This window comes from Lysinibacillus sp. K60, assembly GCF_019731275.1.
Taxonomy (GTDB): Bacteria; Bacillota; Bacilli; order Bacillales_A; family Planococcaceae; genus Lysinibacillus; species Lysinibacillus capsici.
In genome coordinates this window covers 1-23,095 of the sequence record NZ_JAASJR010000019.1, presented here as the reverse complement: position 1 = coordinate 23,095, position 23,095 = coordinate 1, and the positions used below count along the sequence as shown (strand labels likewise).

Below are 23,095 nucleotides of genomic sequence, written 5' to 3'. Positions count from 1 at the left end.
AAAACTTTAACAGAAATTTTATTACTTCCATCTATTTGCTTGCGTTAAAGTGATTCATCACATCAAGAAACGGCTTTGAAAGAGATGCTTCAACAGCGTTTACAGAATTTACAATGGCGTCTTGCATAAGAACTTGGTCTTCCTTCGAAAATTTAGCTAAAACATAGTCTGCTACCTTCATGCCCGCTGGCGGACGATTAATGCCCACTCGAATACGATTAAATTCCTGAGTACCTAAATGTTGAATTAACGATTTAATGCCGTTATGACCACCTGCACTCCCTTTTTGTCGCAGACGTAATTTACCTGTCTCTAAATCCAAGTCATCATAAATGACAATTAAATCTTCTACCTCTATGTCAAAATAGTCCATTAGGGGACCAACACATTCCCCTGATAAATTCATATATGTTAATGGTTTAACAAGTAGAACCTTACCTTCTGGTCGATGTACAGTAGTGTACATCCCGTTAAATTTTGAATTTGTTAAAGGTGTTCCCCATTTTTCTGCTAACGCATCAATAACATCAAATCCAATATTATGTCTTGTATGCTCATACAGTTTACCTGGGTTTCCTAAACCAACGATAATTTTCATAAGTACCTCTCTTCTTTCCAATCTAATAGTCATTATTTTACCATATAGCACACCTAGAAAGCATTTTGTACAATTATTAAAAGGCATAAAAAAATAAGGCTAACAAGAAAGCTATAGCCTTCTTATTAGCCTTAAGCGTCAATTACTTTTATACTGTCTCTTGCCCTTCTTCACTTTCTGTAGCCTCTTCCTCTACAGAAACAGGTGCCACAATTGTTACTAACATATAATCATCTTCACTAATAATTTCAACAGGTGTAGCATCGCGAATATCTGCTACTGTTAGGGATTCCCCAATTTTCAACGATGAAATGTCCACATCAATTGATTCAGGTAACTCTGTTGGCTTTACTTTTACTTTTAATTCTAAGTTAGGCTGCATTAGAATACCGCCCTCACTCACGCCAACTGACTGTCCAAGTAATTTAATCGGGACATCAGCTTCTAGCTCTTCCGCCATATTAATGGCTAAAAAGTCAATATGATTTACTTCATCTTTCAATGAACATTGCTGAATCTCTGACACAACAGCATTCACCTTTTTCCCCTCTAACTCTAGCGAAAACACACTATTTTGCCCATTTTTTTGAATGGACTTTTTAAAATCTTTTGCAGCAATAGAAATTGGGGTTGAATCTACTTTGTAGCCGTAAATAACTGCAGGAATGGCTCCCCCTTTTCTAAGTTGGGTTAATGTTGAACGATGCCCAGTTTCGCGCTTTGTAACACTTAATACTGTACTCATACTTCTTTATTCCCCTTCCAAGAAAATTATTTACGCCTCAACAATAATTCGTTGTAGGCTATGATAATATTTAGCTCTATTTGTTTAAGGTAGAGTAAATATTATTAAGACACATTATTATTATACCCCTTTGTGAGAAGGCTCACACATAAAACACTCATCTATTTCTTCGCCTTGATAAAATAGTGCCTAATTTATATTGAAAAGACCAATCTACTCAAAGAGTAGATTGGTCTTATACTTACAATATTTATTAATCAAATAGAGTACTTACAGATTTATTTTCATAAACGCGAGAGATAGCATCCGCCATTAATTTAGCTACAGAAAGCTCTGTAATTTTTGGAGATTTTTTCTCGTCTGATAGCTGAATTGTATTTGTCACTACTAATTCTTTAATAGCAGAGTTTTCAATACGTTCAATTGCTGGACCAGATAATACAGGATGTGAACAGCAAGCGTAAACTTCTTTTGCACCAGCAGCACGTAACGCATCTGCCCCAATCGTAATTGTACCTGCTGTATCAATAATATCATCAATCAAGATTGCCACTTTACCATCAACATTACCAACAATGTTCATCACTTCCGCAACGTTTGGTTTCGGACGACGTTTGTCAATAATTGCAATCGGTGCTTTTAATCGTTCAGCCATTTTACGAGCACGTGTTACCCCACCATGATCTGGTGAAACAATAACGATCTCATCTCCTGGAATACCTTTAGATTTGAAGTAATCAGATAGTAATGGTACTGCCATTAAGTGGTCGATTAGGATATCGAAGAAACCTTGGATTTGAGGTGCGTGTAAATCTAATACGATAACACGTGTTGCACCAGCAGTTTCAAGTAGGTTTGCCACTAATTTAGCTGTAATTGGCTCGCGCGCTTTTGCTTTACGGTCTTGGCGTGCATAACCATAATAAGGCATTACAACGTTTACTGTACGAGCAGATGCACGTTTAACTGCATCTACCATAATTAAAAGCTCCATTAAATGTTCGTTTACAGGTGCAGAAGTAGACTGCACGATAAACACATCACAACCTCGAATACTTTCTTCAATGCTAATTTGAATCTCTCCATCACTGAAGTGCTTAACAGAAGATTTACCTAATTCTACGCCCATTTCCTGCGCAATTTCTTGAGCTAATGGATTATTAGAATTAAGTGAAAATATTTTTAATTGTGAGTTTGCATAATGATACGGCATGATGGCCTCCTGTTTAGTTGATAATTATTTTGAATTTAATTTGCTTACATAATTCGGTTTGTTTTCTTGTCTTGCACGAGCTATGGCAAGTGCATCTTCAGGAACTTCTTTTGTAATTGTAGAACCTGCTGCAATAAATGAACCTTTTCCAACTTTCACTGGCGCTACTAAGTTAGTATTACATCCTACAAATACATCATCTTCAATAATCGTTTTGAACTTGTTTTTTCCATCATAATTTACTGTAATGGAACCACAACCAATATTGACGTTACTACCGATCTCGGCATCGCCAATATAGCTTAAATGTGAAACTTTCGAGCCATTATCTAGCTTGCTTTTCTTCACTTCTACAAAGTTACCAATTTTCACATGACTACCGATGTCTGAAAGTGGTCGAATATGAGCAAATGGCCCAATAGCAGTATCCTCTGCAATAGCGCTTTCACGGACAACTGAAGAATGTATAGTTGTACGATCACCAACGCGGCTATCTATGATTTGAGTATTTGGACCGATAATGCAATCTTCACCGATCACAGTAGCACCTTCAATCATTGAGCCAGGTTGAATCACCGTATCACGCCCAATAACTGCATCTGCACTAATATGCGTTGTTTCAGGATGGATAATTGTTACACCATTCCGCATATGTTTCTCGTTGATTCTTGTACGCATTAATGTCTCGGCTTGTGACAAAGCCACACGATCGTTAACACCTAGTGTTTCTTCAAAATCATCAGTGACATATGCTTCAACAATATCACCTTGCTTTTGTAAAATTTCAATGACATCTGGTAAATAATATTCACCTTGCGCATTATCATTTTTCACAAGTTTCAATGTTTCAAATAATAATTTGTTATCAAAGCAATATGTGCCTGTGTTTATTTCTTTTACTAATTGCTGCTCTGCTGAAGCATCTTTTTGTTCAACAATTTGCTCCACCTGTCCGTTATTGCCACGTAATATACGGCCATAGCCAGTTGGGTTTTCAGCAATTGCAGTTAAAATAGTTGCTTTAGCATTCTTTGCATGATGATGTTCGAATAGAGCTTGCATCGTTTCAGGACGAATTAGTGGTGTATCTCCACATACAACTAACGTTGTACCTTCTTCATTACCTAAAATGGCCTCTGCTTGTTGCACAGCGTGCGCTGTACCTAGTTGTTCAGCCTGCAGCACATACTCACTTTTTTCACCAAGCTGTTGTTGCACTTTTTCAGCACCATGTCCGACAACCGTTACAATGCGATTCACATCTAACGTCTGAATATGATCCACCACATGCTGTACCATTGGTTTCCCACATACTGGATGGAGCACTTTATATAATTTGGACTTCATACGTGTACCTTGACCTGCAGCCAAAATGACAGCAAAAACATTGCTCATCAGTAAGTCCTCCAATACGCTCATTTTCTCTTATGACTATATAGCAAAATTCATCTATTTTCAAGGCATGTAGAGTTGACAAAAACATGAATTCCTAAATCCAATGCACCTTATGCTCGAATGTCATGAAGTATATCCTGAAATTGCTCATATTATCTTTTTATCAAAATAAAAAGAACCCTTCCAACTAGAAGAGTTCTTCCTATCTTTTTTACCATCAGTTTGTAACATATCCTTAAAAAGTAAGTTATTTACTATTTATTACACACCGATTCCCTCTAATTCTTCCTCTTTACCAGCTTCCTCTACTTCACTAGAGTTATGATACTCGTTTAAAATGATCTCCTGAATTTTATTTCGAGTATCAGAATTAATTGGATGAGCAATATCTCTAAACTCCCCATCTGGTGTTCGTTTACTAGGCATAGCTACAAATAAACCAGTATTTCCATCAATGACACGAATATCGTGAACAACAAACTCATTATCAAGTGTAATGGAAGCAATCGCACGCATGCGACCATCCGTCTGTACCCGACGTAATCTCACATCAGTAACTTCCATTTTCTCACCACCTCTCTTCTTGGATGCCTAAATGAAAATATCATATTCTCAATTACCGAATATTTTCCTTTTCATAGTCTATCAAATTTTCTAAAAAATTTGAATACTTATTAGAATAATATTTTTTCTTATATACGTAATTTTTGACAATTGTTTGTCAGCGTAAAAAAACCCACTAAAAAGAATAAAGGATCTTTTTAGTGAGCTTAACAAGTTTTAATTATTTTACGATTGCGATTACTTCGATTTCTACTTTTACATCTTTCGGAAGACGGGCTACCTCTACAGCTGAACGAGCTGGTTTATGATCACCGAAATGATTTGCATAAACTTCATTCATCGCTACAAAGTCATTCATATCTTTCATAAAGACCGTTGTTTTCACAACATTATCTAAAGAAGTTCCAGCTTCCGCTAAAACCGCTTTTAAATTAGCAAATACTTGATTTGTTTGTACAGTTATATCGCCTTCCACTAAATCACCTGTAGCTGTTAATGGAATTTGACCAGAGCTATAAAACATTCCGTTAACAATAATACCTTGTGAATATGGTCCGATTGCTGCTGGTGCATTTGTTGTTGCTACTACTTTCATTTGTCATGTCCCCTTTTAGAAAAATAGTTACCTTCACTTAATGCAATTGTTCGATCTTTTTCATTAACTTCATGAAGCTTTACAAGTGAATAATAATCATCTACTAATGTTTCGTCCGCATGCTCAGCCTCCACAAGCACTGCAATGCCTGCTAGCTGACAGTCAAACTCCTCTAAGAGGTTTTTCATGCCATTCATTGTACCGCCGACCTTCATAAAGTCGTCCGTAATTAATACACGTTGTCCACTCTTCATGCTTCTTTTTGATAATACCATTGTCTGAATTCTTCTGGAAGAACCAGATACATAGTTAATGCTTACTGTAGAACCTTCCGTTACTTTACTATCTCTTCTCACAACTACCACTGGTACATTTAAATGTCTTGCGATGGCATGGGCGATGGATATCCCTTTAGTTGCTACTGTCATTATGACATCGATTTGTTGATCTGCAAAGGCAGAAGCAAAGACCTTCCCTACACGATTAATTAAATCTGGATTTCCAAGCAGGTCTGTCATAAATAAATATCCACCTGGTAACAATCGATCTGAATGTTCTAACTCTGCTTTTAAATCTTGAATCACTAAACGTACTTCAGCCTCGGACATTTTCGGAATATACTTTACTCCTCCTGCAGCACCCGGCACTGTCATCAATAACCCGATTCCTTTTTCTTCGAAAGTTTCTTTTACAATCGTTAAATCTTCACTAATGGATGACTTAGCAGATTGATATAGTTCTGAAAAATAAGTTAGCGGGATCAGCTGATGTGGATGTTCTAGTAAGTAGTACGTCATATCAACTAGTCGTTCACTACGCTTCCATTTCATGCGACCCTCTCCTAAACACGAATATTTATAGGTAAAATTAACACAAATTTGCGTTTCTAAGCAAGCGTATTTCGCTCACCTAAAATTCGTACTGCATAAACTTCCTCACAAAAACCACGTAAACCATTATAAATGCGACTTACACGAGCTTCACTATCCACAAGCCCAAATACAGTTGGACCGCTTCCACTCATTAACGTAGCATCTGCCCCAAAGCGCTTCATTTGTTCCTTTAACATCACAACTTCTGGGTGTAGCTTAAATGTTACAGTTTCCAAAACATTTCCTAATGATGAACATAATAGCTCATAATCTTTTGTCTCTATAGCTTGTATCATCTGCTGTGTATTGGGGTGTTGCAGTCCTTCAACCTTAAGACCCCCATAAACTTCTGCTGTCGACACACCAATTTTAGGCTTAGCTAGTACAACCCAACAATTAGGTGGAGCTGGTAATTCTTTTATTTTTTCGCCTCGCCCTGTAGCGAGTGCCGTGCCTCCGTAAACACAAAACGAAACATCCGAACCAATTTTAGCACCAAGCTCCGCTAATTCATCTATTGATAAACCTAAATCCCACAGTTCATTTAGCCCTTTTAATGTTGCAGCTGCATCACTACTACCTCCTGCGAGTCCTGCTGCTATGGGTATTTCCTTTTCAATCGTAATGGATACACCTTGTCTAATGCCATATGTATCTTTAATGAGACGCGCTGCCTGATAAGCAAAATTACGATGGTCATTTGGTACAAAATTATCTGTTGAAGTGATTTGAATAACACCATCTTCTCGAGATTCAAGACTGATACGATCAGCTAAATCGACTGTTGTCATAACCATCTCCACTTCGTGAAAATTATCGGGTCTTTTAAAAAGTACATCTAATGTTAAATTGATTTTTGCAGGCGCCTTTACATAAAGCATATTTCTTCCTCCTTATAGCTACACGTATAAACAGTTCTTTTTTTCGCGCAAGATTATTCATTTTATTTTACCATATTGAGAATACGAAAATGGAAAAAAAGAACCGTTTACCCTATTCGGAGTAACGGCTCTCTCTCGTCAGTTGTATTTGTTGTGTCAGTAAGGATTTTCATCCCTGCTGAATGAAACTTTATAAGATGACTATTTTAGCAAAAACAGCCTACTTACGCTCTTGCTCACTACTTGCCCGTTCAGCCATTTCTATGGCACGTTTGACCATATTACCAGCATCACGAGCTTTTATGCCGCCCCAGCCTTCCTTTTGCACAACATCATAAAATCCAAGTTCTTTTGCGATCTCTTCTTTTAAACGAGGTGACATGATACCTTTTCTAGGCATATAAACTCCTCCTTTAACAACTGACGAATTTAGTATGCCCGTGAAAACGCAAAACACTCATGTATTTTAAATATACATGAGTGTTTCTAAAATATAGAAATAAGTACTAGAAACTATTTTGCGACAGCAGCCTTTGCTTCGTCTAAAAATGTAATCTCTACTGCTTCAGTTAAAATATCTGTGTAGCTATACGATACGCGCTTGCACGTATTGTCTTCTTGATCGAGCTCTACTACAAAGATGGCGCGATATGTCTCACGTAGTATCCCTGCACACTCAACCGTTTTCTTGCGACCACCGTTTGCTTTTAATTGCAAACGTTTACCCAAATGACAATCCAACGACTTTTTAATGTCCGCTAAAGTTTTTGGCATTTTCGCTTACACCTCACTAATAACAAGTATAAGCTAATGGCCCAAAAATGTCAACAAAATATAATATTTTATCAGCCTCTTATAAATCTTGTCAACTTATTTTTTATAAAAAAATATATATTTTTTTACATATCCGAAAAATTGTTAACAAAAATTTTTACTTTGCAAAAACAGGATGCAGTGCATCGGCTAATTTCCCAAACTCTTGAATTGAAAGTGTTTCTCCACGGCGAGTTGGCTCAATATTCGCTAGCTCTAATGCCTGTAAAATGTGATCCTTTTGTGCCTTTCCATTTGGTAAACCAGATTGCAGGTTATTATAGATTGTTTTTCTTCGCTGAACGAATGAGGCACGCGTTACAACAAATAAAAAATCCTCATCTATTACTTTTACCGGTGGTTCCTCATGCTTGATAAGGCGAATTACTGCAGAGTCGACGTTAGGTTGAGGCATGAAAACTGTTTTTGGCACTGTCATCGCAATATCTGCTTTCACGTAATATTGTATTGCAATTGATAATGAACCATATTCTTTCGTCCCTGGCTTAGCCGTTATACGGTCTGCTACCTCTTTCTGCATCATCACAACAAAACCACGGATCGGTAATCTGTCATTGAGTAATTTCAGTAAAATTGGAGTCGTTACATAATACGGTAAATTTGCTACAACCATAATATCATCAATACCTGGCATCTCATCTGCAATTACTTTCTCCACATCTGCCTTAAGTATGTCAGAATGAATAATAGACACGTTATTATATGGACTAAGCGTATCTTCTAGTACAGGTAATAAACGTTGGTCAATTTCAAAGGAAACTACCTTTTTAGCGCTTCTCGCCAAATGCTCAGTTAATGCCCCAATCCCAGGACCAACTTCAATTGCGCCACTATTCTCAGTTAAATTGGCGTGACTCACTATATTTCTCAAAATGTTCGGGTCAATTAAGAAGTTTTGACCTAAACTTTTTTTAAATGAAAACCCATACTTTTTTAAAATTTCTTGTGTTCGAATTGGTGTCGCAATATCCTTATGCATCATTTTCCTCCTGATCTAACTGTGCGATAGCCGCACCAAATTGCTCCTCTGTAATCTGAAACATTTTCAATCTTTTATGAAGTTGTTTACCGTTTGTAGCACCTATATTTAAGATTTCCCCTAGTCTATCACGACGCTGCTTTGCTTGTGGATGTCCAATTAAACGAGCAGTCATTAAATCTTCCAGTGTAATTACCTCTTTGTTTAGCACCTCATGTATAGGGGTATAGACATGTTGTAATGCCTCACGTATATCCTCATCAGCAGCATGCTCAATCCCTAACCCTTTACCGTTTTTAGCAATCGTTTTCGCTTTTGGTAAAAAGGCATGCTTCACCCCTTTTACACGCTCCTCGATAATGGCCCGTATTCGACGTCCTGGATAGTCTGGATCAGTAAATACAATAACTCCACGTTTTTCTTGGGCGTGCTGTATTCGCTTTAACGTTTCTTCAGAAATTGCAGATCCATTTGTTTCTATAGTATCTGCTTGTACAGCACGTTTAATAGCTGTCGTATCATCTTTTCCTTCAACAACAATAATTTCTTTAATTTGCAAAAAGGCTCCTCTTTTCTATCTACCTTATCTTCTGACCATTTTACAACTGCTCTATACGATTTGTACAGGAATACAAGGTCCAGATGAGCTTATCTTATTCAACTTACTCTCTACATACCTTACAGCATCATTTGCTAAAAAATAATAAAGAAGCCTTCCCGCCAGTCAAAACAGGAAAGCTCCATTTGTGAAAAACATTTTGATTAATTTTACAATTTTTTTAATTTAATACTTTAACGCGCACTTTCTTACGTCCCCAGTTACGTGCTTGAGCATCTGTTTGTACAAGTATGTCAATCTTATTACCCTTAATTGACCCACCAGTATCCCCAGCTATAGCAGTTCCATAGCCTTCTACCCAAACCTTTGATCCTAGCTTAATAACAGAAGGGTCAACTGCTATCACCTTCAAGCCAGAATTTGAACGTAGGTTTATACCAGTTGCTGATGTACCAGTACAACCGTTGCAATATGGTGTATATGCTGTTGCCGTTACATAAAATTCTTTACCGTTAGCAGGCTCTGCAGAACCACGTGACACAGTTGCTGCACTTGCAACGATTGTTTTTGTGCCTACTGCAACCACTTGTTTCTTCGGCTCTTTTAATACTTTCTCAGATTGCAGGTTTTTTGCCACAACCTTACCATTTTCTTTGACAACTTCATACGTACGAGAAACCGAACCCTTCTCGCCCGTTGCTACTACTTTTTGTTTCCCCTTTTGCAATGAAGCATCCTGCTTCTTTTCAACTGCGAAATCTAAAGAGTCTTCCACTACATCGATAACCTTTTCTACGCGAACTACTGTGATTTTACTCTCCGGAGTAATAACGTTCTCCAGGTTATTTTCGACACGATCGAATTCATTTAGCTGAATTCCTTGTTGTTTTAAAAAGTTAGCGACCGTAGTCGAAGTGGACCATACTTGTCTTTTATTTACGCCATCGACAAGCGCTACTTGAAACGCTTTTTGAATATCGATTTTGTTTTCTGCTCCTAGTTCAGTATCTAGACCTTGCGCTAAAGAGTCATGTTCAGATACTTTAATATTTGCTTCCTTCAAAATGTCCTTCACAAGTGTTTCAGTTGTCCAAACTTTTGACTGATTTCCATCAACTGAAATAGTTACTTCTTTTGCCTGTTCCCATGTAATTGCTAATCCATTAACAATTTTGGTGTTCAGAGAGGGTGAAATTTTGTCATGCTCTGCTATATCTATATTTTGATTTTGTAATAATTGTTCTACAGTTTTGGCATGTGTTGATACTTCGATTGTTTCTCCATTTGCTTCAAGCTTAACGGATTTTTTCGTACCCTGATAAAGCACGAAAGAGATTACAGACACAAACAGGACAAGTGAAATAATTCTTATCACTGTTTGCTTACTCCTCAATGATCCTAAGAACAAGTTTTTCATGGAATTATTTGACATGAAAAAACGCCTCCTTAATACAAGGTTGGATTATACGGACTAGTTTTGGCACTGTCAACCCGAAAGTATTTCTCTGAAAATTGACTTCTTGTTTTTTGCCAACCACAAACCCTGTATTGGAGGCATCTAAGCTAGTTAATTGTCAATCCCAAAAAAATTTTTCGCATTGGCTGTAGTTGCTTGTGCAATTTCCTCAATTGTCAACCCTTTCAAACGTGCGATTTCCTCAGCAACTAAAGGCACGAAAGCGGGTTCATTGCGTTTACCTCGATGTGGATGTGGAGCTAAATAAGGAGCGTCTGTTTCAATCATCAAGTGCTCAAGAGCTATTTCTGTCGCTACTTCCTTTGGTAGACGTGCATTTTTAAATGTCACTGGTCCCCCAAGACTAATCATAAAATTCATAGCTATACATTCACGCGCTGTTTCTACACTTCCACTAAAGCAGTGCATAACACCCCCTACGGATGCAGCATTTTCTTCACGTAAAATTTGTACAACATCACCTGTTGCATCCCTATTATGAATAACGATTGGTAAATTGATCTTTTGAGCTAATTGAATTTGCTTGCGAAAAAGTTCCTGTTGAACGTCTTTTGGAGACTTATCCCAATAGTAGTCCAATCCCGTTTCACCAATGCCAACTATTTTTGGATGTGAAGCTAATTGCTCAATCCACTCTAAATCTTGTTGAGTACAATCAATAGCGTCTACTGGATGCCAGCCAATGACACCGTAAACAAAATCATATTGCTCTATTAATTGCATTGTTCTCTCAATGGTTTTACGGTCGAAACCAATAACTACCATTCTTTCCACTTTAGCTTCAAGAGCTCTATCAATCACTTCTTGAAGATCTTCCTCATACTGATCTGCGTTTAAATGTACGTGTGTATCTATAAACATCTTCATTCTCCTAACATTGATTTTATTAAAATTTATTATTTCATATTTTTCGTGGTCATTACAATTTCATTACAAACTATTCGACATTGTGACATTCCACTTAATCGACATTACCTAAAGTAGTTCTTTAAACCCATAAAAGTATATTTTTCACGCACCATAAATTATTTCAAAATAATTTAATCCCATTTTCTCTAACAGATTTGAAAAGCCTGCTGAATAATTCATATTCAGCAGGCCTTCCTTAAGTTCATTACTTTACTTTTGCACCATTTTCGAGTTTAGGATCAACTGATGCTAATTTTAAAATTCCATCTTTCTCACCAGCTAAAATCATTCCTTGTGATATTTCACCACGTAATTTCACTGGTTTTAAATTTGCTACGACAATTACTTTTTGACCTATTAAATCATCTGGTGTATAGAATTTCGCAATACCTGAAACTACTTGACGTTGCTCATATCCTAGATCAACTTGAAGCTTTAATAATTTATCTGCTTTCGGAACAGTTTCACATGCAGTCACAGTAGCTACTCGCAAGTCAACTTTCATAAAATCATCGATAGTAATTTCAGGAATTTCTGGATTTTCTTCAGTTTTTGCTACCTTTTTAATTTCTTCATCCTGTGGTGTTTTCACAGAGCCACGCATTTCCTCACGAATATAAGTAATCTCAACCTCATTTTCTAAGCGTGGGAAAATCGGTATCCCTTTTTCTACCACTTTAATGTTTGCTGGAATAGTATTGCCGAATGTTTCAATTGTATCCCATGCTAAGAATTTGTCATCTAATCCTAACTGATCGATCATACGTTTCGGAGTTGTTGTCATAAATGGTTGCAACATGACAGCGATTTGATGTAAGCTTTCTGCCAAATTTCGCATAACTGCACCTAATTTTGGCTTGTCTGACTCCTCTTTTGCTAACACCCATGGTTGTGTCTCATCTATATACTTATTTGTGCGGGAAACAAGCGTCCATAAGTCTGCAAGAACAACACTAAATTGCATTTTTTCCATACTTTCTTCATATTTAATACGTACCGACTCAGCTTGCTCTTTTAAAGCTGCATCAAATTCTGTCGGTTGAAGATTTTCTGTCGGAATAATACCATCAAAATATTTATTAATCATTGAAATTGTACGATTTAATAAGTTCCCTAAATCATTAGCCAGATCAAAGTTTGTACGTTCAATAAATGATTCTGGTGAAAATACCCCATCAGAGCCAAATGGTAATTCTCGTAATAGGAAATAACGTGTCGCATCTAGACCATAACGCTCGATTAACATTTCAGGATAAATTACATTACCTTTTGATTTAGACATTTTACCGTCTTTCATCATAATAAAACCGTGAGCAAATACCTTTTTCGGTAATGGCAAATCTAGTGCCATTAAGAAAATTGGCCAATAAATCGTATGGAAACGAACAATATCCTTCCCAACTACATGTACATCTGCTGGCCAATATTTATTGAATAATGATTCATCTTCTGATAGATATCCTAAGGCTGTAATATAATTCGTTAATGCGTCAACCCACACATAAATAACATGCTTTGGATCTCCTGGTACTTTAATTCCCCAGTCGAAGGATGTTCTTGATACCGATAAATCCTCTAGTCCTGGTTTAATGAAGTTGTTAATCATTTCATTTTTTCGTGATTCTGGCTCAATAAATTCAAGGTTCTCTTCATAATAAGCTAATAAACGATCTGCATATTTCTTCATATTAAAGAAGTACGATTCTTCTTTAACCTTATGCACCGGACGACCGCAATCAGGACAGTTCCCGTCAACTAGTTGAGTCTCAGTAAAGAATGATTCACACGGTGTACAGTACCAGCCTTCATACTCACCTTTATAAATATCACCATTATCTAAAAACTTTTGGAAAATCTTTTCGACAGCTTTCGTATGTCGATCCTGGGTTGTTTGAATAAAGTCATCATAAGAAATATCCATTAACCCCCAAAGTTTTTTCGCAGCATCTGCAATTTCATTTACATAATCTTGAGGATGTTTACCCGCTTCTGCTGCTTTTTCTTGAATTTTTTGGCCATGTTCGTCCATTCCTGTTAAAAAGCGTACATCATAACCTTTTAAACGTTTATAGCGTGCAATAGTATCAGATGCTACTGTTGTATATGCCGTACCAATATGAAATTTCCCACTTGGATAGTAAATGGGTGTTGTTATATAGAATGTTTTTTGTTGTTCACTCACTAGAACTGCCTCCATTGTTTTACAATATACTTTCTATTCTAACGAAGTACGAAATTCGTTTCAATGAAAGTTTATTAAACGCGAAAATTGTCGAATAATATATTTAATCCATTAAATGACTTAAATAAGAACCTTTTTTACTATTAACAAAAATATTTATTAAAAACCTTTTAAAAAAATTAAAATACCAGCATTCTTCTCAAAAAATTTTTTTAAAAACCATAATATTAGTGCATTAATTAATTGACGTTTATGGCATTACTTGGTATGATAACTATCAGACAAAGAAATAATGTCGAAATTTGACGAAATACCAATATAACTTTTATAAATTAGGAGGAAATCTATTATGAAATCAACAGGGATTGTTCGTAAAGTCGATGAGTTAGGTCGTGTAGTAATTCCTATCGAGTTACGCCGTACGCTAGGTATTGCTGAAAAGGACGCTTTAGAAATCTATGTGGATGATGATAAAATCATCTTAAAAAAATATATGCCTAATATGACATGTGCTGTTACTGGTGAAGTTTCAGATGATAACTTCCGTCTAGTTGGAGGCAAATTAATTTTAAGTCCAGAAGGCGCTGAAATGTTAGTTAAAGAAATTCAATCTAACTTAAAAAAATAATTAGTTACTCACCTAAATCAAAACAGTGATTTAGGTGTTTCTGTTTATTAATATAACCAATTTCTTAATCCCTTATAATGTCCATGTCAGACCTTTCTATTTTAGGTTACTATTATTTACAATTATTATCAATTTAAAATTGTGTCTCAAAATTATTACTTTTCAACTTTTAAGTTTCGAAGTCATTAACTAAATAAAAATAAAGAGCTACCCTATTAAGGTAACTCTTTACTATTAATCACTATGATATTCATTATAAACATCTCGCTTTGACACTTGCCTTAACTTAGCTACTTCTTTAATGGCTTCTTTTGAAGATACATTCGATTGATTGATAATGAAATCAACATGTTCAACAATGGACATGTTTTGCCAATAGGCTTCTTCATGATCTTCCTCTTCTACACAGCTATTACCTTCAAGAACAATACAAAACTCTCCTCGTATTTCCTCTGTTTGTGACCATTCTATAGCTTCAGACAAAGTACCTCTTAAAAACTCTTCAAACTTCTTTGTCAGCTCTCGAGCTAAAACAATACGACGTTCCCCCAGTATAGCTTCCATATCTTTTAATGTATCCTTTAAGCGATGTGGTGCCTCATATAGTAAAATCGTTTCTTGGCGTTTTTTTAATTGTTCTAATTGCTGGCGACGTTCCTTTTTTCCGCGATTCAAAAATCCATAAAAGAAAAATGGCTGTGGCGATAACCCAGATGCAATTAATGCTGAAATCGCTGCATTAGGCCCTGGCACTGGTACAACAGAAAAGTTTTGAGCAATTGCTTTTTCAACTATATCTGCACCTGGATCAGAAATACAAGGTAAACCTGCATCACTTACTAATGCAATTGTTTTTCCTTCCTGTAGTAATGTTAACAATTTTTCTCCACCTACGGCTAAATTATGTTCGTGGTAGCTGATTAGCGGTGTTTCAATCTCAAAGTAGTTACACAGCTTTTTGGTGTTTCTAGTATCTTCTGCCGCGATAATATCGGCTTCTTTTAAAATGCGAAGTGCACGCACACTCATATCTTCTAAATTACCAATAGGTGTTCCTACCAGATATAAACAACCTGTCTGTTCGTGTATTGTACTTTTTTGTGATTTCACGATTCGCCCCTCCTTATATAATTAATTTTCTGTGTTCTTGTTAATTGCTTAAAGGCGTATTCAGCACGCATTGCTTCTTGCTTTGTCTCAAATATTTCTTTATAAATACATTTCACTGGACCTCTAGCTCTTGTATATTTTGCTCCTTTACCAGCGTTATGTACAGCAACACGTTTTTCTATATTATTTGTATACCCTGCATAAAGAGTTTGATCAGCACACTCTAACACATAAAAGTAGTGATTATTGCTCTTTTCCATAAAGAATTTCTCTCACTTCTGCCGTGTATTCATTATTAGCATCATAAACATACAACGGCGGCAGAATTTTTAAATCAGGCTTTCCATCTTTTATTCCTTCTATTAATAATGTATTCGCCTCTTTCCCTTCCTTCGGATAAATGAGCTGCATCCGTTTAGGCTCTAAGCGATTTGCTCGCATAGCTGTCACAATATCTAATAATCGCCCTGGTCGGTGGACAAATGCGGCCTTGCCCCCTTGCTTTAATAATTTACTTGCTGATTGAATTGCTTCTTCCAATGTTAAATACAATTCATGGCGTGCAATGGCATGATGCTCACTAAGGTTTTTATCACTTGCTTCATGTGCTAAAAAATAGGGTGGATTACAGGTAACCACATCATACTTTTCAATGCCAAGTTGTTTCGGTATTTCTTTAACATCTCCAAGAATCATTTGAATTTGCTGTTCTAGCTGATTGTAACGGATACTTCTCTCTGCCATCTCAAATAAACGTGGCTGAATTTCTACTCCCGTTATCTGTCCCTTCGTACGTGCACTTAAAAAAAGTGGTATCACACCATTTCCTGAACATAAATCAACCATTTTTCCTTTATGATAAGGAATACTGACAAACTTCGAAAGCAGTACTGCATCTAATGAGAACGAAAAGACAGAGGGACTTTGAATAATACGTAAATTCTCAGCCAACAAATAATCTAACCGCTCGTCACCTTTTAGCCATTTTTCCATGCTTACTCCTCCTACTCTACAAAACAAAAGACTGACACCACCGTAGCGGGAATCAGCCTTTTATTACACATTTTGTTTATTTAAAAATGATAGACAAAACAGACAATCCTCACCCTTACGTGAACTTCCAAAATGAACATGGCAAACATGGAAGCCCTCTTGGTAGAGGCGAGCTAAGTTATCATATCCCTCACCAATATCTAGCGGACTCTCTTTCTTTACTTCAGCAGCTTGTACGGAGTTTGTATTAGAAAGTAGTTCTTCTAGACGTGTACGTAGGTGATGATTTTCTGTTTCAAGCGCCTTATGCTCTTCCATCATTAACGCTACAAATTGTTTCAATGCACCAAATTGCTCCTGCATTGCTTCGAGCTGTTGTTCGAACTCCATAACGGTATCTAAGAAATTACGGTCCTTCACCCAAGCCACCTCGTTAAATTCTCTATCTTAAATAAGATTTTTTTCGCATGCTAGCAGTTCTTCTAGTGTATACTCAACTGTGCGTTCCTGCTCATGTAAATATACTTGAATAAGTCTTTCCAGCACATTTAGCCCTACTACTTTCCCACGGCCATCTGGTGTCATTGTTATCTCACCAACATCTGGCATGCCCTCTTTTGCTTCTTCATATTCATCATTTTCATACTTTAAGCAACACATTAAACGTCCACAAAGGCCAGATATTTTTGAAGGATTTAATGATAAGTTTTGATCTTTAGCCATTTTAATAGAAACAGGCTCAAAATCACCCAAAAATGTGGAGCAGCAAAGCATTCTACCACATGGACCGATACCACCTAAAAGCTTGGCTTCATCACGCACACCGATTTGACGAAGTTCAATACGTGTTCTAAAAACCGAGGCTAAATCTTTTACTAGATCCCTAAAATCAACTCGTCCTTCAGCTGTAAAGTAAAAAATAATTTTATTACGATCAAATGTATATTCAACATCTACAAGTTTCATTTCTAAATTATGCTCTATAATTTTCGTACTAGCGAGCTCAAATGCACGCTTTGATTCCGCTGCATTTTCCTCTACTTGTATACGATCACGATCATCTGCTGGTCTAAGTACTTGTTTTAGTGGTAATACAACATCATTATCACCCACTACCTTTTGAGGGACAACTACTTTTCCATACTCTACACCGCGGGCTGTCTCTACAATAACATATTGACTATCTTCTAGTAGAAATGATGCCGGATCAAAATAATATATTTTACCCGCCTTTTTAAAGCGGACTCCTACTACATTATACAAATGTATATCCCTCCTGCAGATTTAGCATTAACTGCTCCATCAATAACGTCCTATTCATGTTACGCTGTAAAGAGGCGCGAGCTTGTAAAATAGATTCCATCTGATTTGATAATCTCTCATAAGTGGAATATAGCGCAACTTCTTTAAATAGTGGTAACATGTCTGGATAAGTACAAGCTGCCTCGGGATTAGCTTTTATTGACACTATATCACGGTAAGCAAATAGTAGTAAATCCAATGCTTGCTCCATCTCGCTTTTTTCTTTAAAGTGAGGCAACCACTCTTCATGCACAATAAGCAATGCTTCGTGTACATTTTGCCGAATGGCCTCTACTAATTTTAACACTGTTTTTCGAGCGAGTGCAAACTGCTCATCATTTGCTAAAAATATCGCTGTTTCTACCTCGTTTGTCATCATGCTTACTGTTGAGGCCATTGAATGAGAAATATTATTTTCCTGTAAATGCTTCAACAAAACATGACGTGGCATTTTTTGAAATTTGATATGTTGACAACGAGAACGGATAGTTGGAAGTATTGACTGCATTTGCTCTGTTAGTAATATGGCAGTTACTTCTCCTTCTGGCTCCTCTAAAAATTTAAGTATCATATTTGCAGAGGCTGTATTAAGACGGTCTGCATGATGAAGCACATAAATCTTACGTCCTTCTTCTACACCCACCATTTTCATTTCTCCGATGAGCTCTCGCATCTGATCAATTTTTATGAATTGACCATCTGGATAAATTTGATGAATATTTGGATGATTTCCCGAATCTACACGTTTGCAATTTCGACATGTTTCACATGGAACATTTCCATTTGGTTTCTCGCATAACATTAATTTGACAAAAAAGTGCATAATATCTGCCTTGCCTGTACCTTTTTCGCCATCAAAAATATATGCATGTGCTAATCTATTCTTGTCAAATATTGTTTGAAGCTGCTTCATTACGACTGGCTGCAGTGTGAGTAGCTCTTCAACATTCTTGGCCATACATTTAAATTCCTTCCTGTCTCTACAACAAAAAGTGATACTTTCTTGCACTCTTGTAAAGAAATATTGCAGTTGTTTACTTTAATGACGAGTAGCCACATCAACATTTGAAAAAAGCCCGCGCCTAAATGAGAACGAGACACGGGTTTTACATATATAAATTAATTAGTAAGCCTTTAATTTCACCGATTTTATCAAGAAGATCTATTGCTTCCTTTTCTTCGTCTAAAAGATCCTGTGCAAGTTCGACAAGACGTGTATCAATGGTTTCAATGATTTTCAGACGTCTTCCTTCACCAAAACGATTCCAAGTATGTGATTGTTTTAACTCCATACCATGTTCTACTGTCTCTTGTAGAAATCGTTTAACAAGCATTTTAAACCTAGCAAGTTCTCGTAAATTACGTGATCTAGCTACTCGGTCCCCTGCAGTAGATATATCCCCTAACAAACGCGTGAGTTGTTCTGTTTGCAGCTTATTACCTTGCTTGACGACCATATCTCCAAATCGGTTATTTTGATTATTATTTTGTAGTGGCTCTTTGCGATTTGTATTTAACCCGACACGTATATCTTGATTAATCTTCAAGCTAGTTTCGCCCCCACAGTTTTATCTATTTCTCCTAGGCATAATCGTTTTTAAATAAAATGTTTAATAGTAACAAATAATTAATGATTTAGCTTCGGAGGCTACTTTTTAAAAATGATGGAATTGTTCAATCGGTAAAACAAATACGGTAGCTCCTCCCACCTCTACCTCCACAGGGTAAGGTATATAGGAATCAGCATTTCCTCCTAACGGAGAAACGGGTGCAACCATTTGCTCTCTTGCCCGACAATTATCCCGAATAATATCTAAAAGTTTGGGTATGAGAGAGTCTTCAGTTCCTATAAGAAATGTCGTATTTCCTGAACGTAAAAATCCTCCTGTGCTCGCTAATTTAGTTGCGCGAAACTGATTTTTCGTTAAAGCATTTGATAAGCGGCTGCTATCCTGATCTTGCACTACAGCTACGACTAACTTCATTCGCACTCACCCCTTTTATAAAATTCACTAGATAGATTTCAATTCTATTCTTAAGCCTTAACTTATAAATAATTATCTTAGTTCATCGGAAGTTTAAACTACTGTTGAACTAGAGGAACATCAGCATGTTGACATAAAAACTCTATAAGAAAGTTTTAAAAGAGACATCTACAAGGTTCCCTAAACACATAATGTATCTACACAAAGGTGTGTCAGACCTAATAGGTACTTCCACAAATGATGCCCTCTTAGTGAAGATAAATTAATGGATAGTATCATTATATCACATTGTTGTAGACAACTTCATGCATTTACTGCATTGCTTCCAATAATAATAACCATACATCTTCCACAACACTTTCAATATCTTGATCTGCGTTGACTACACGTATTCGCTCTGGATACTGCTCTACTAATTGTAAATATCCTTCACGTACCTTCTGATGAAACGGCAAGCTTTCAACGTCTAAGCGGTTTACTTCCCGATTGCCAGTTGCATGAATACGCGCTAAGCCAACCTCTGGAGCAAGATCAAATAGTATGGTCACGTCAGGTAATTTCTTCCCAATAGCAAATTCATTAATAGAAAGCACCTCATTGACACCTATACCTCTTGCATATCCTTGATAGGCTAAAGAGGAATCGATAAAACGGTCACATATCACTAACTTCCCTGCATCTAATGCAGGACGTACTTTTTCAAAATAATGCTGGCTTCTTGCTGCAGCATATAACAATGCCTCTGTTCGTTCATCCATAGCAGTATGTGCAGGATTCAAAATAATCGTTCTTATTTTTTCTGCAATCTCAATTCCACCTGGTTCTCTTGTTGCTAGAACTTCAATATTTTTTTCTTTTAATCGCTTTGCTATCATTTGAATGACCGTTGTTTTTCCTGCTCCCTCTGGTCCTTCAAATGTAATAAATAAATTGCTATTCATGCTGTGATTGCCTCCAACTATTTAATAACCTGAATCATTTTTTCTGCTAAACGATGATTCCCCTGGAATGTTGCACCTGCTGCTAGTAGCTCTTCCAATTGACTTAACTTAGCTACTGTTATTCTTTCTCCTGGTACTAATAATGGTATCCCAGGTGGATAAGGAATGATCATATTTGCTGAAATTCGCCCCATTGTACGCATATATGGTAACCATTCTTTCTTTAATGATGCAACCTCATTAAAGGTATATAGAGGCTCAGTAATCGGTACAAAATGATAGGCTGTTTGAGAAGCCGTTATGCTATCTGTTTTAGCTGTGTTTAATAGCGTTGATATAGCCTCTTTTATACGAACCCTGATTTCAGCAAATGGGTAGGTATGTCCTTGCTTCAGCAAAGGTAACACAAATAAAACCTGATTGGCATCTGCCAGTTCCCCATACACATGCTTTGCCTCTAATGCCTCCTGTAATTGAAAGCCACTATAACCATTAACACGTAACAATACTTTAAGTGGATCATCTACTTCAATTACTTCTAATGATCCAATTGCTCGTAATGCATCTACCCATTGATTCTTTTTTTCTATTATATATGCCCCATCACTCTCCATATATGTCTGTACATAATAGCGAGCATCATCTAATGATGCTAATAATAAGTAAGATGGACTACTAGATTGTAACATGCGTAAGTAGTGATGTATTTTGTCAGCCTCTATCAATTGCGACTTAACATGCATAAAAGAAGCCATCGTCATAGCAGGTAGAGTCTTATGGGCTGATTGAACAACAACGTCTGCTCCAAGTGTCAATGCAGATGGCTGAAATAGCGTACATGCATTAAAATGAGCGCCATGTGCTTCATCCACCAATACAGGTATTCCCTTCTCATGACAATAAGCAATTTGTTGCTGTATTTCATTCGAAGTCATCCCATAATAAGTAGGATATGTTAAAACTACTGCTTTCGCCTCTGAATAATTTTCTACGGCTTCTTTTAAATCTCTATAAGTTACATGTGTCGCCGACATTGTCCGTTCATCCCATAGCGGCGACACAAAAATTGGCTTAGCCCCAACAAGTTCAATAGCATGGAAAATTGATTTATGTGCATTACGCTGAACAATAATGGTATCACCTTTGTTACAAGTAGCATAAATCATTGCTAAATTGCCAACAGTAGACCCTCCTACTAAAAAGAAGCTCTTCGTTGCTCCATATGTATCTGCCAATAAATTTTCGGCTTCTAATATCATTTCCTCAGGGTAATGTAGATCATCTAATCCCGATAATTCAGTTACATCATAACGCATTACATCCTTAAATGCTTGAGGAAGATGGGACAGTTCGCCATGCTTATGACCTGGGACATGAAAAGAAATATTTTGTTGCTGTCGAAAACGTTCTAACCCTTCTATAATTGGTTTTTTCTTTTGCAAAACAAACACCCATTTTCGTTAGATTCTCGTTTAATTATACGAAATTATAAGGAGAGAAAAAAGCTATCCTTTCACAGGTAATCCACTTTATTTAGTAAACAACCTTTTCATCAAAATTAATCACAGCTTGATGTCATTATCGTTGACGCTTCATCCAAAAATAGAGTCATCTATACCTAAACCGTCTTTTTTGCAGCAGTAAGAGTTGCTTATTAAAATAAAACCGATTATTGCTGTTATCTGTAATAATCGGTTCACCACTTATTTTCATATCACTAGTCTTGTAATGCTTGAATGGCCATTGCTTCCACTAATTGCTCTATCAGTCGAGGTACAAAATTATCTAATACAGGATTCATCATTCCTGCTAAAAATCCACCAGCTTTCATTGTTAAATTACCAATCAGTTGTGGTGATTCATTTTGATTTTGTATTATTTCAAAAGAACCATTACCAATTATCGGATCAGATAAACCCTCTAAATCAAACTGTATTTGATGAGCATCAGATTTTTTTACTTTAAGTTTTACTTTAACAGCTTTCTGAATTATGCCAAAGTCTCCTTGGAAGACCCAGATCATATCGACTTCATTTATTAATTCGTGATGTAAATAACCTGGTATTAAAACAGCCCATTGTTCTCTATTTTGAATAAAATTCTCTAATTTTTCTTTTTGTATATTGATTTCCTTACTGCATTGTCCTGTTGCCACTCTATTGCACCCCTTTGTTTATTTTTATCGCTCTATTAAACTTTAACATTTTATAGGTTTCTATATAAACAAAAAAACCACTGAGTTCTCAGTGGTTACTTATTTGCCTAGCGACGTCCTACTCTCACAGGGGGAAGCCCCCAACTACCATCGGCGCTAAAGAGCTTAACTTCCGTGT

27 protein-coding genes and 1 rRNA gene are annotated in these 23,095 nt (G+C 36.6%); 1 reads left to right on the top strand and 27 read right to left on the bottom strand.

Annotation, left to right across the window (positions count from 1 at the left end; all coding sequences use genetic code 11):
* Window positions 1–31: 31 nt before the first annotated feature.
* The 15 genes from pth to metG form a co-directional block, all read right to left on the bottom strand.
* Window positions 32–598: an aminoacyl-tRNA hydrolase gene (gene pth, locus HCH28_RS23915; protein WP_221683397.1), complete on the bottom strand. Its 567-nt coding sequence runs from the start codon at window positions 596–598 to the stop codon at window positions 32–34.
* Between the two features lie 148 nt (window positions 599–746).
* The gene (locus HCH28_RS23910) at window positions 747–1,343 is read right to left on the bottom strand and encodes a 50S ribosomal protein L25/general stress protein Ctc (protein WP_221683396.1); all 597 of its coding nucleotides are present in this window, start codon (window positions 1,341–1,343) and stop codon (window positions 747–749) included.
* Between the two features lie 253 nt (window positions 1,344–1,596).
* Window positions 1,597–2,556: a ribose-phosphate diphosphokinase gene (locus HCH28_RS23905; protein WP_004229183.1), complete on the bottom strand. Its 960-nt coding sequence runs from the start codon at window positions 2,554–2,556 to the stop codon at window positions 1,597–1,599.
* 24 nt (window positions 2,557–2,580) lie between these two features.
* Complete coding sequence (glmU, locus tag HCH28_RS23900) at window positions 2,581–3,951, bottom strand: bifunctional UDP-N-acetylglucosamine diphosphorylase/glucosamine-1-phosphate N-acetyltransferase GlmU (protein WP_221683395.1); 1,371 nt, start codon at window positions 3,949–3,951, stop codon at window positions 2,581–2,583.
* A gap of 261 nt (window positions 3,952–4,212) precedes the next feature.
* Window positions 4,213–4,515 (bottom strand): septation regulator SpoVG, encoded by a 303-nt coding sequence (spoVG, locus tag HCH28_RS23895; protein ID WP_004229187.1) that lies wholly within the window; start codon window positions 4,513–4,515, stop codon window positions 4,213–4,215.
* A 220-nt stretch (window positions 4,516–4,735) separates the two neighbouring features.
* The gene (locus HCH28_RS23890) at window positions 4,736–5,110 is read right to left on the bottom strand and encodes a RidA family protein (protein WP_004229189.1); all 375 of its coding nucleotides are present in this window, start codon (window positions 5,108–5,110) and stop codon (window positions 4,736–4,738) included.
* On the bottom strand, window positions 5,107–5,940 hold the full coding sequence (gene purR / locus HCH28_RS23885) for a pur operon repressor (RefSeq protein ID WP_004229190.1): 834 nt from the start codon (window positions 5,938–5,940) through the stop codon (window positions 5,107–5,109). Before purR ends, HCH28_RS23890 begins: the two co-directional genes overlap by 4 nt.
* A 56-nt stretch (window positions 5,941–5,996) precedes the next feature.
* Window positions 5,997–6,863 carry a 4-(cytidine 5'-diphospho)-2-C-methyl-D-erythritol kinase gene (ispE, locus tag HCH28_RS23880; RefSeq protein WP_221683394.1) on the bottom strand — a complete coding sequence of 289 codons (867 nt, stop codon included), beginning with the start codon at window positions 6,861–6,863 and terminating at the stop codon, window positions 5,997–5,999.
* Between the two features lie 220 nt (window positions 6,864–7,083).
* Window positions 7,084–7,263, bottom strand: coding sequence for a small, acid-soluble spore protein, alpha/beta type (locus HCH28_RS23875; protein WP_004229193.1), 180 nt, complete (start codon window positions 7,261–7,263; stop codon window positions 7,084–7,086).
* Between the two features lie 113 nt (window positions 7,264–7,376).
* Window positions 7,377–7,637, bottom strand: a complete 261-nt coding sequence (gene veg, locus HCH28_RS23870; RefSeq protein ID WP_004229199.1) for a biofilm formation stimulator Veg — start codon at window positions 7,635–7,637, stop codon at window positions 7,377–7,379.
* A 157-nt stretch (window positions 7,638–7,794) separates the two neighbouring features.
* A complete protein-coding gene (gene rsmA / locus HCH28_RS23865; protein ID WP_004229203.1) occupies window positions 7,795–8,676 on the bottom strand; it encodes a 16S rRNA (adenine(1518)-N(6)/adenine(1519)-N(6))-dimethyltransferase RsmA in 882 nt (293 codons plus the stop codon).
* Window positions 8,669–9,235 carry a ribonuclease M5 gene (gene rnmV / locus HCH28_RS23860; RefSeq protein ID WP_004229206.1) on the bottom strand — a complete coding sequence of 189 codons (567 nt, stop codon included), beginning with the start codon at window positions 9,233–9,235 and terminating at the stop codon, window positions 8,669–8,671. Before rnmV ends, rsmA begins: the two co-directional genes overlap by 8 nt.
* A gap of 220 nt (window positions 9,236–9,455) precedes the next feature.
* The gene (locus HCH28_RS23855; protein WP_009374180.1) at window positions 9,456–10,667 is read right to left on the bottom strand and encodes a resuscitation-promoting factor; all 1,212 of its coding nucleotides are present in this window, start codon (window positions 10,665–10,667) and stop codon (window positions 9,456–9,458) included.
* Between the two features lie 135 nt (window positions 10,668–10,802).
* Window positions 10,803–11,573, bottom strand: a complete 771-nt coding sequence (locus tag HCH28_RS23850) for a TatD family hydrolase (protein ID WP_048395439.1) — start codon at window positions 11,571–11,573, stop codon at window positions 10,803–10,805.
* Window positions 11,574–11,826: 253 nt separating this feature from the next.
* Window positions 11,827–13,818, bottom strand: coding sequence for a methionine--tRNA ligase (gene metG / locus HCH28_RS23845; RefSeq protein ID WP_237497404.1), 1,992 nt, complete (start codon window positions 13,816–13,818; stop codon window positions 11,827–11,829).
* 334 nt (window positions 13,819–14,152) lie between these two features.
* Between metG and HCH28_RS23840 the strand changes: the two genes are divergently transcribed.
* Window positions 14,153–14,431, top strand: coding sequence for a transition state genes transcriptional regulator AbrB (locus tag HCH28_RS23840; RefSeq protein ID WP_004229214.1), 279 nt, complete (start codon window positions 14,153–14,155; stop codon window positions 14,429–14,431).
* Window positions 14,432–14,665: 234 nt separating this feature from the next.
* Here HCH28_RS23840 and rsmI read toward each other — a convergent pair whose 3' ends face one another.
* The 12 genes from rsmI to rrf form a co-directional block, all read right to left on the bottom strand.
* Window positions 14,666–15,541 carry a 16S rRNA (cytidine(1402)-2'-O)-methyltransferase gene (rsmI, locus tag HCH28_RS23835; RefSeq protein WP_221683393.1) on the bottom strand — a complete coding sequence of 292 codons (876 nt, stop codon included), beginning with the start codon at window positions 15,539–15,541 and terminating at the stop codon, window positions 14,666–14,668.
* Entirely contained in the window at window positions 15,538–15,801 is a 264-nt protein-coding gene (locus tag HCH28_RS23830) for a GIY-YIG nuclease family protein (RefSeq protein ID WP_004229219.1), read from the bottom strand. The genes rsmI and HCH28_RS23830 overlap by 4 nt, the downstream gene beginning before the upstream one ends.
* On the bottom strand, window positions 15,785–16,534 hold the full coding sequence (locus HCH28_RS23825) for a tRNA1(Val) (adenine(37)-N6)-methyltransferase (RefSeq protein ID WP_221683392.1): 750 nt from the start codon (window positions 16,532–16,534) through the stop codon (window positions 15,785–15,787). The genes HCH28_RS23830 and HCH28_RS23825 overlap by 17 nt, the downstream gene beginning before the upstream one ends.
* A gap of 63 nt (window positions 16,535–16,597) precedes the next feature.
* Window positions 16,598–16,954 carry a DNA replication initiation control protein YabA gene (gene yabA / locus HCH28_RS23820; RefSeq protein WP_004229222.1) on the bottom strand — a complete coding sequence of 119 codons (357 nt, stop codon included), beginning with the start codon at window positions 16,952–16,954 and terminating at the stop codon, window positions 16,598–16,600.
* Between the two features lie 27 nt (window positions 16,955–16,981).
* Complete coding sequence (locus HCH28_RS23815; protein ID WP_048395431.1) at window positions 16,982–17,797, bottom strand: PSP1 domain-containing protein; 816 nt, start codon at window positions 17,795–17,797, stop codon at window positions 16,982–16,984.
* Complete coding sequence (holB, locus tag HCH28_RS23810) at window positions 17,790–18,794, bottom strand: DNA polymerase III subunit delta' (protein ID WP_221683391.1); 1,005 nt, start codon at window positions 18,792–18,794, stop codon at window positions 17,790–17,792. The genes HCH28_RS23815 and holB overlap by 8 nt, the downstream gene beginning before the upstream one ends.
* Window positions 18,795–18,942: 148 nt before the next feature.
* Entirely contained in the window at window positions 18,943–19,383 is a 441-nt protein-coding gene (locus tag HCH28_RS23805) for a YaaR family protein (RefSeq protein WP_004229228.1), read from the bottom strand.
* Between the two features lie 108 nt (window positions 19,384–19,491).
* Complete coding sequence (locus HCH28_RS23800; protein ID WP_004229230.1) at window positions 19,492–19,821, bottom strand: cyclic-di-AMP receptor; 330 nt, start codon at window positions 19,819–19,821, stop codon at window positions 19,492–19,494.
* Window positions 19,822–20,132: 311 nt separating this feature from the next.
* Entirely contained in the window at window positions 20,133–20,762 is a 630-nt protein-coding gene (gene tmk / locus HCH28_RS23795; protein WP_221683390.1) for a dTMP kinase, read from the bottom strand.
* A gap of 17 nt (window positions 20,763–20,779) precedes the next feature.
* On the bottom strand, window positions 20,780–22,204 hold the full coding sequence (locus HCH28_RS23790) for an aminotransferase class I/II-fold pyridoxal phosphate-dependent enzyme (protein ID WP_255601758.1): 1,425 nt from the start codon (window positions 22,202–22,204) through the stop codon (window positions 20,780–20,782).
* 275 nt (window positions 22,205–22,479) lie between these two features.
* Window positions 22,480–22,917 carry an SRPBCC domain-containing protein gene (locus HCH28_RS23785; RefSeq protein WP_221683388.1) on the bottom strand — a complete coding sequence of 146 codons (438 nt, stop codon included), beginning with the start codon at window positions 22,915–22,917 and terminating at the stop codon, window positions 22,480–22,482.
* 105 nt (window positions 22,918–23,022) lie between these two features.
* Window positions 23,023–23,095: ribosomal RNA gene (gene rrf, locus HCH28_RS25565) — 5S ribosomal RNA — on the bottom strand; the annotation flags it as partial.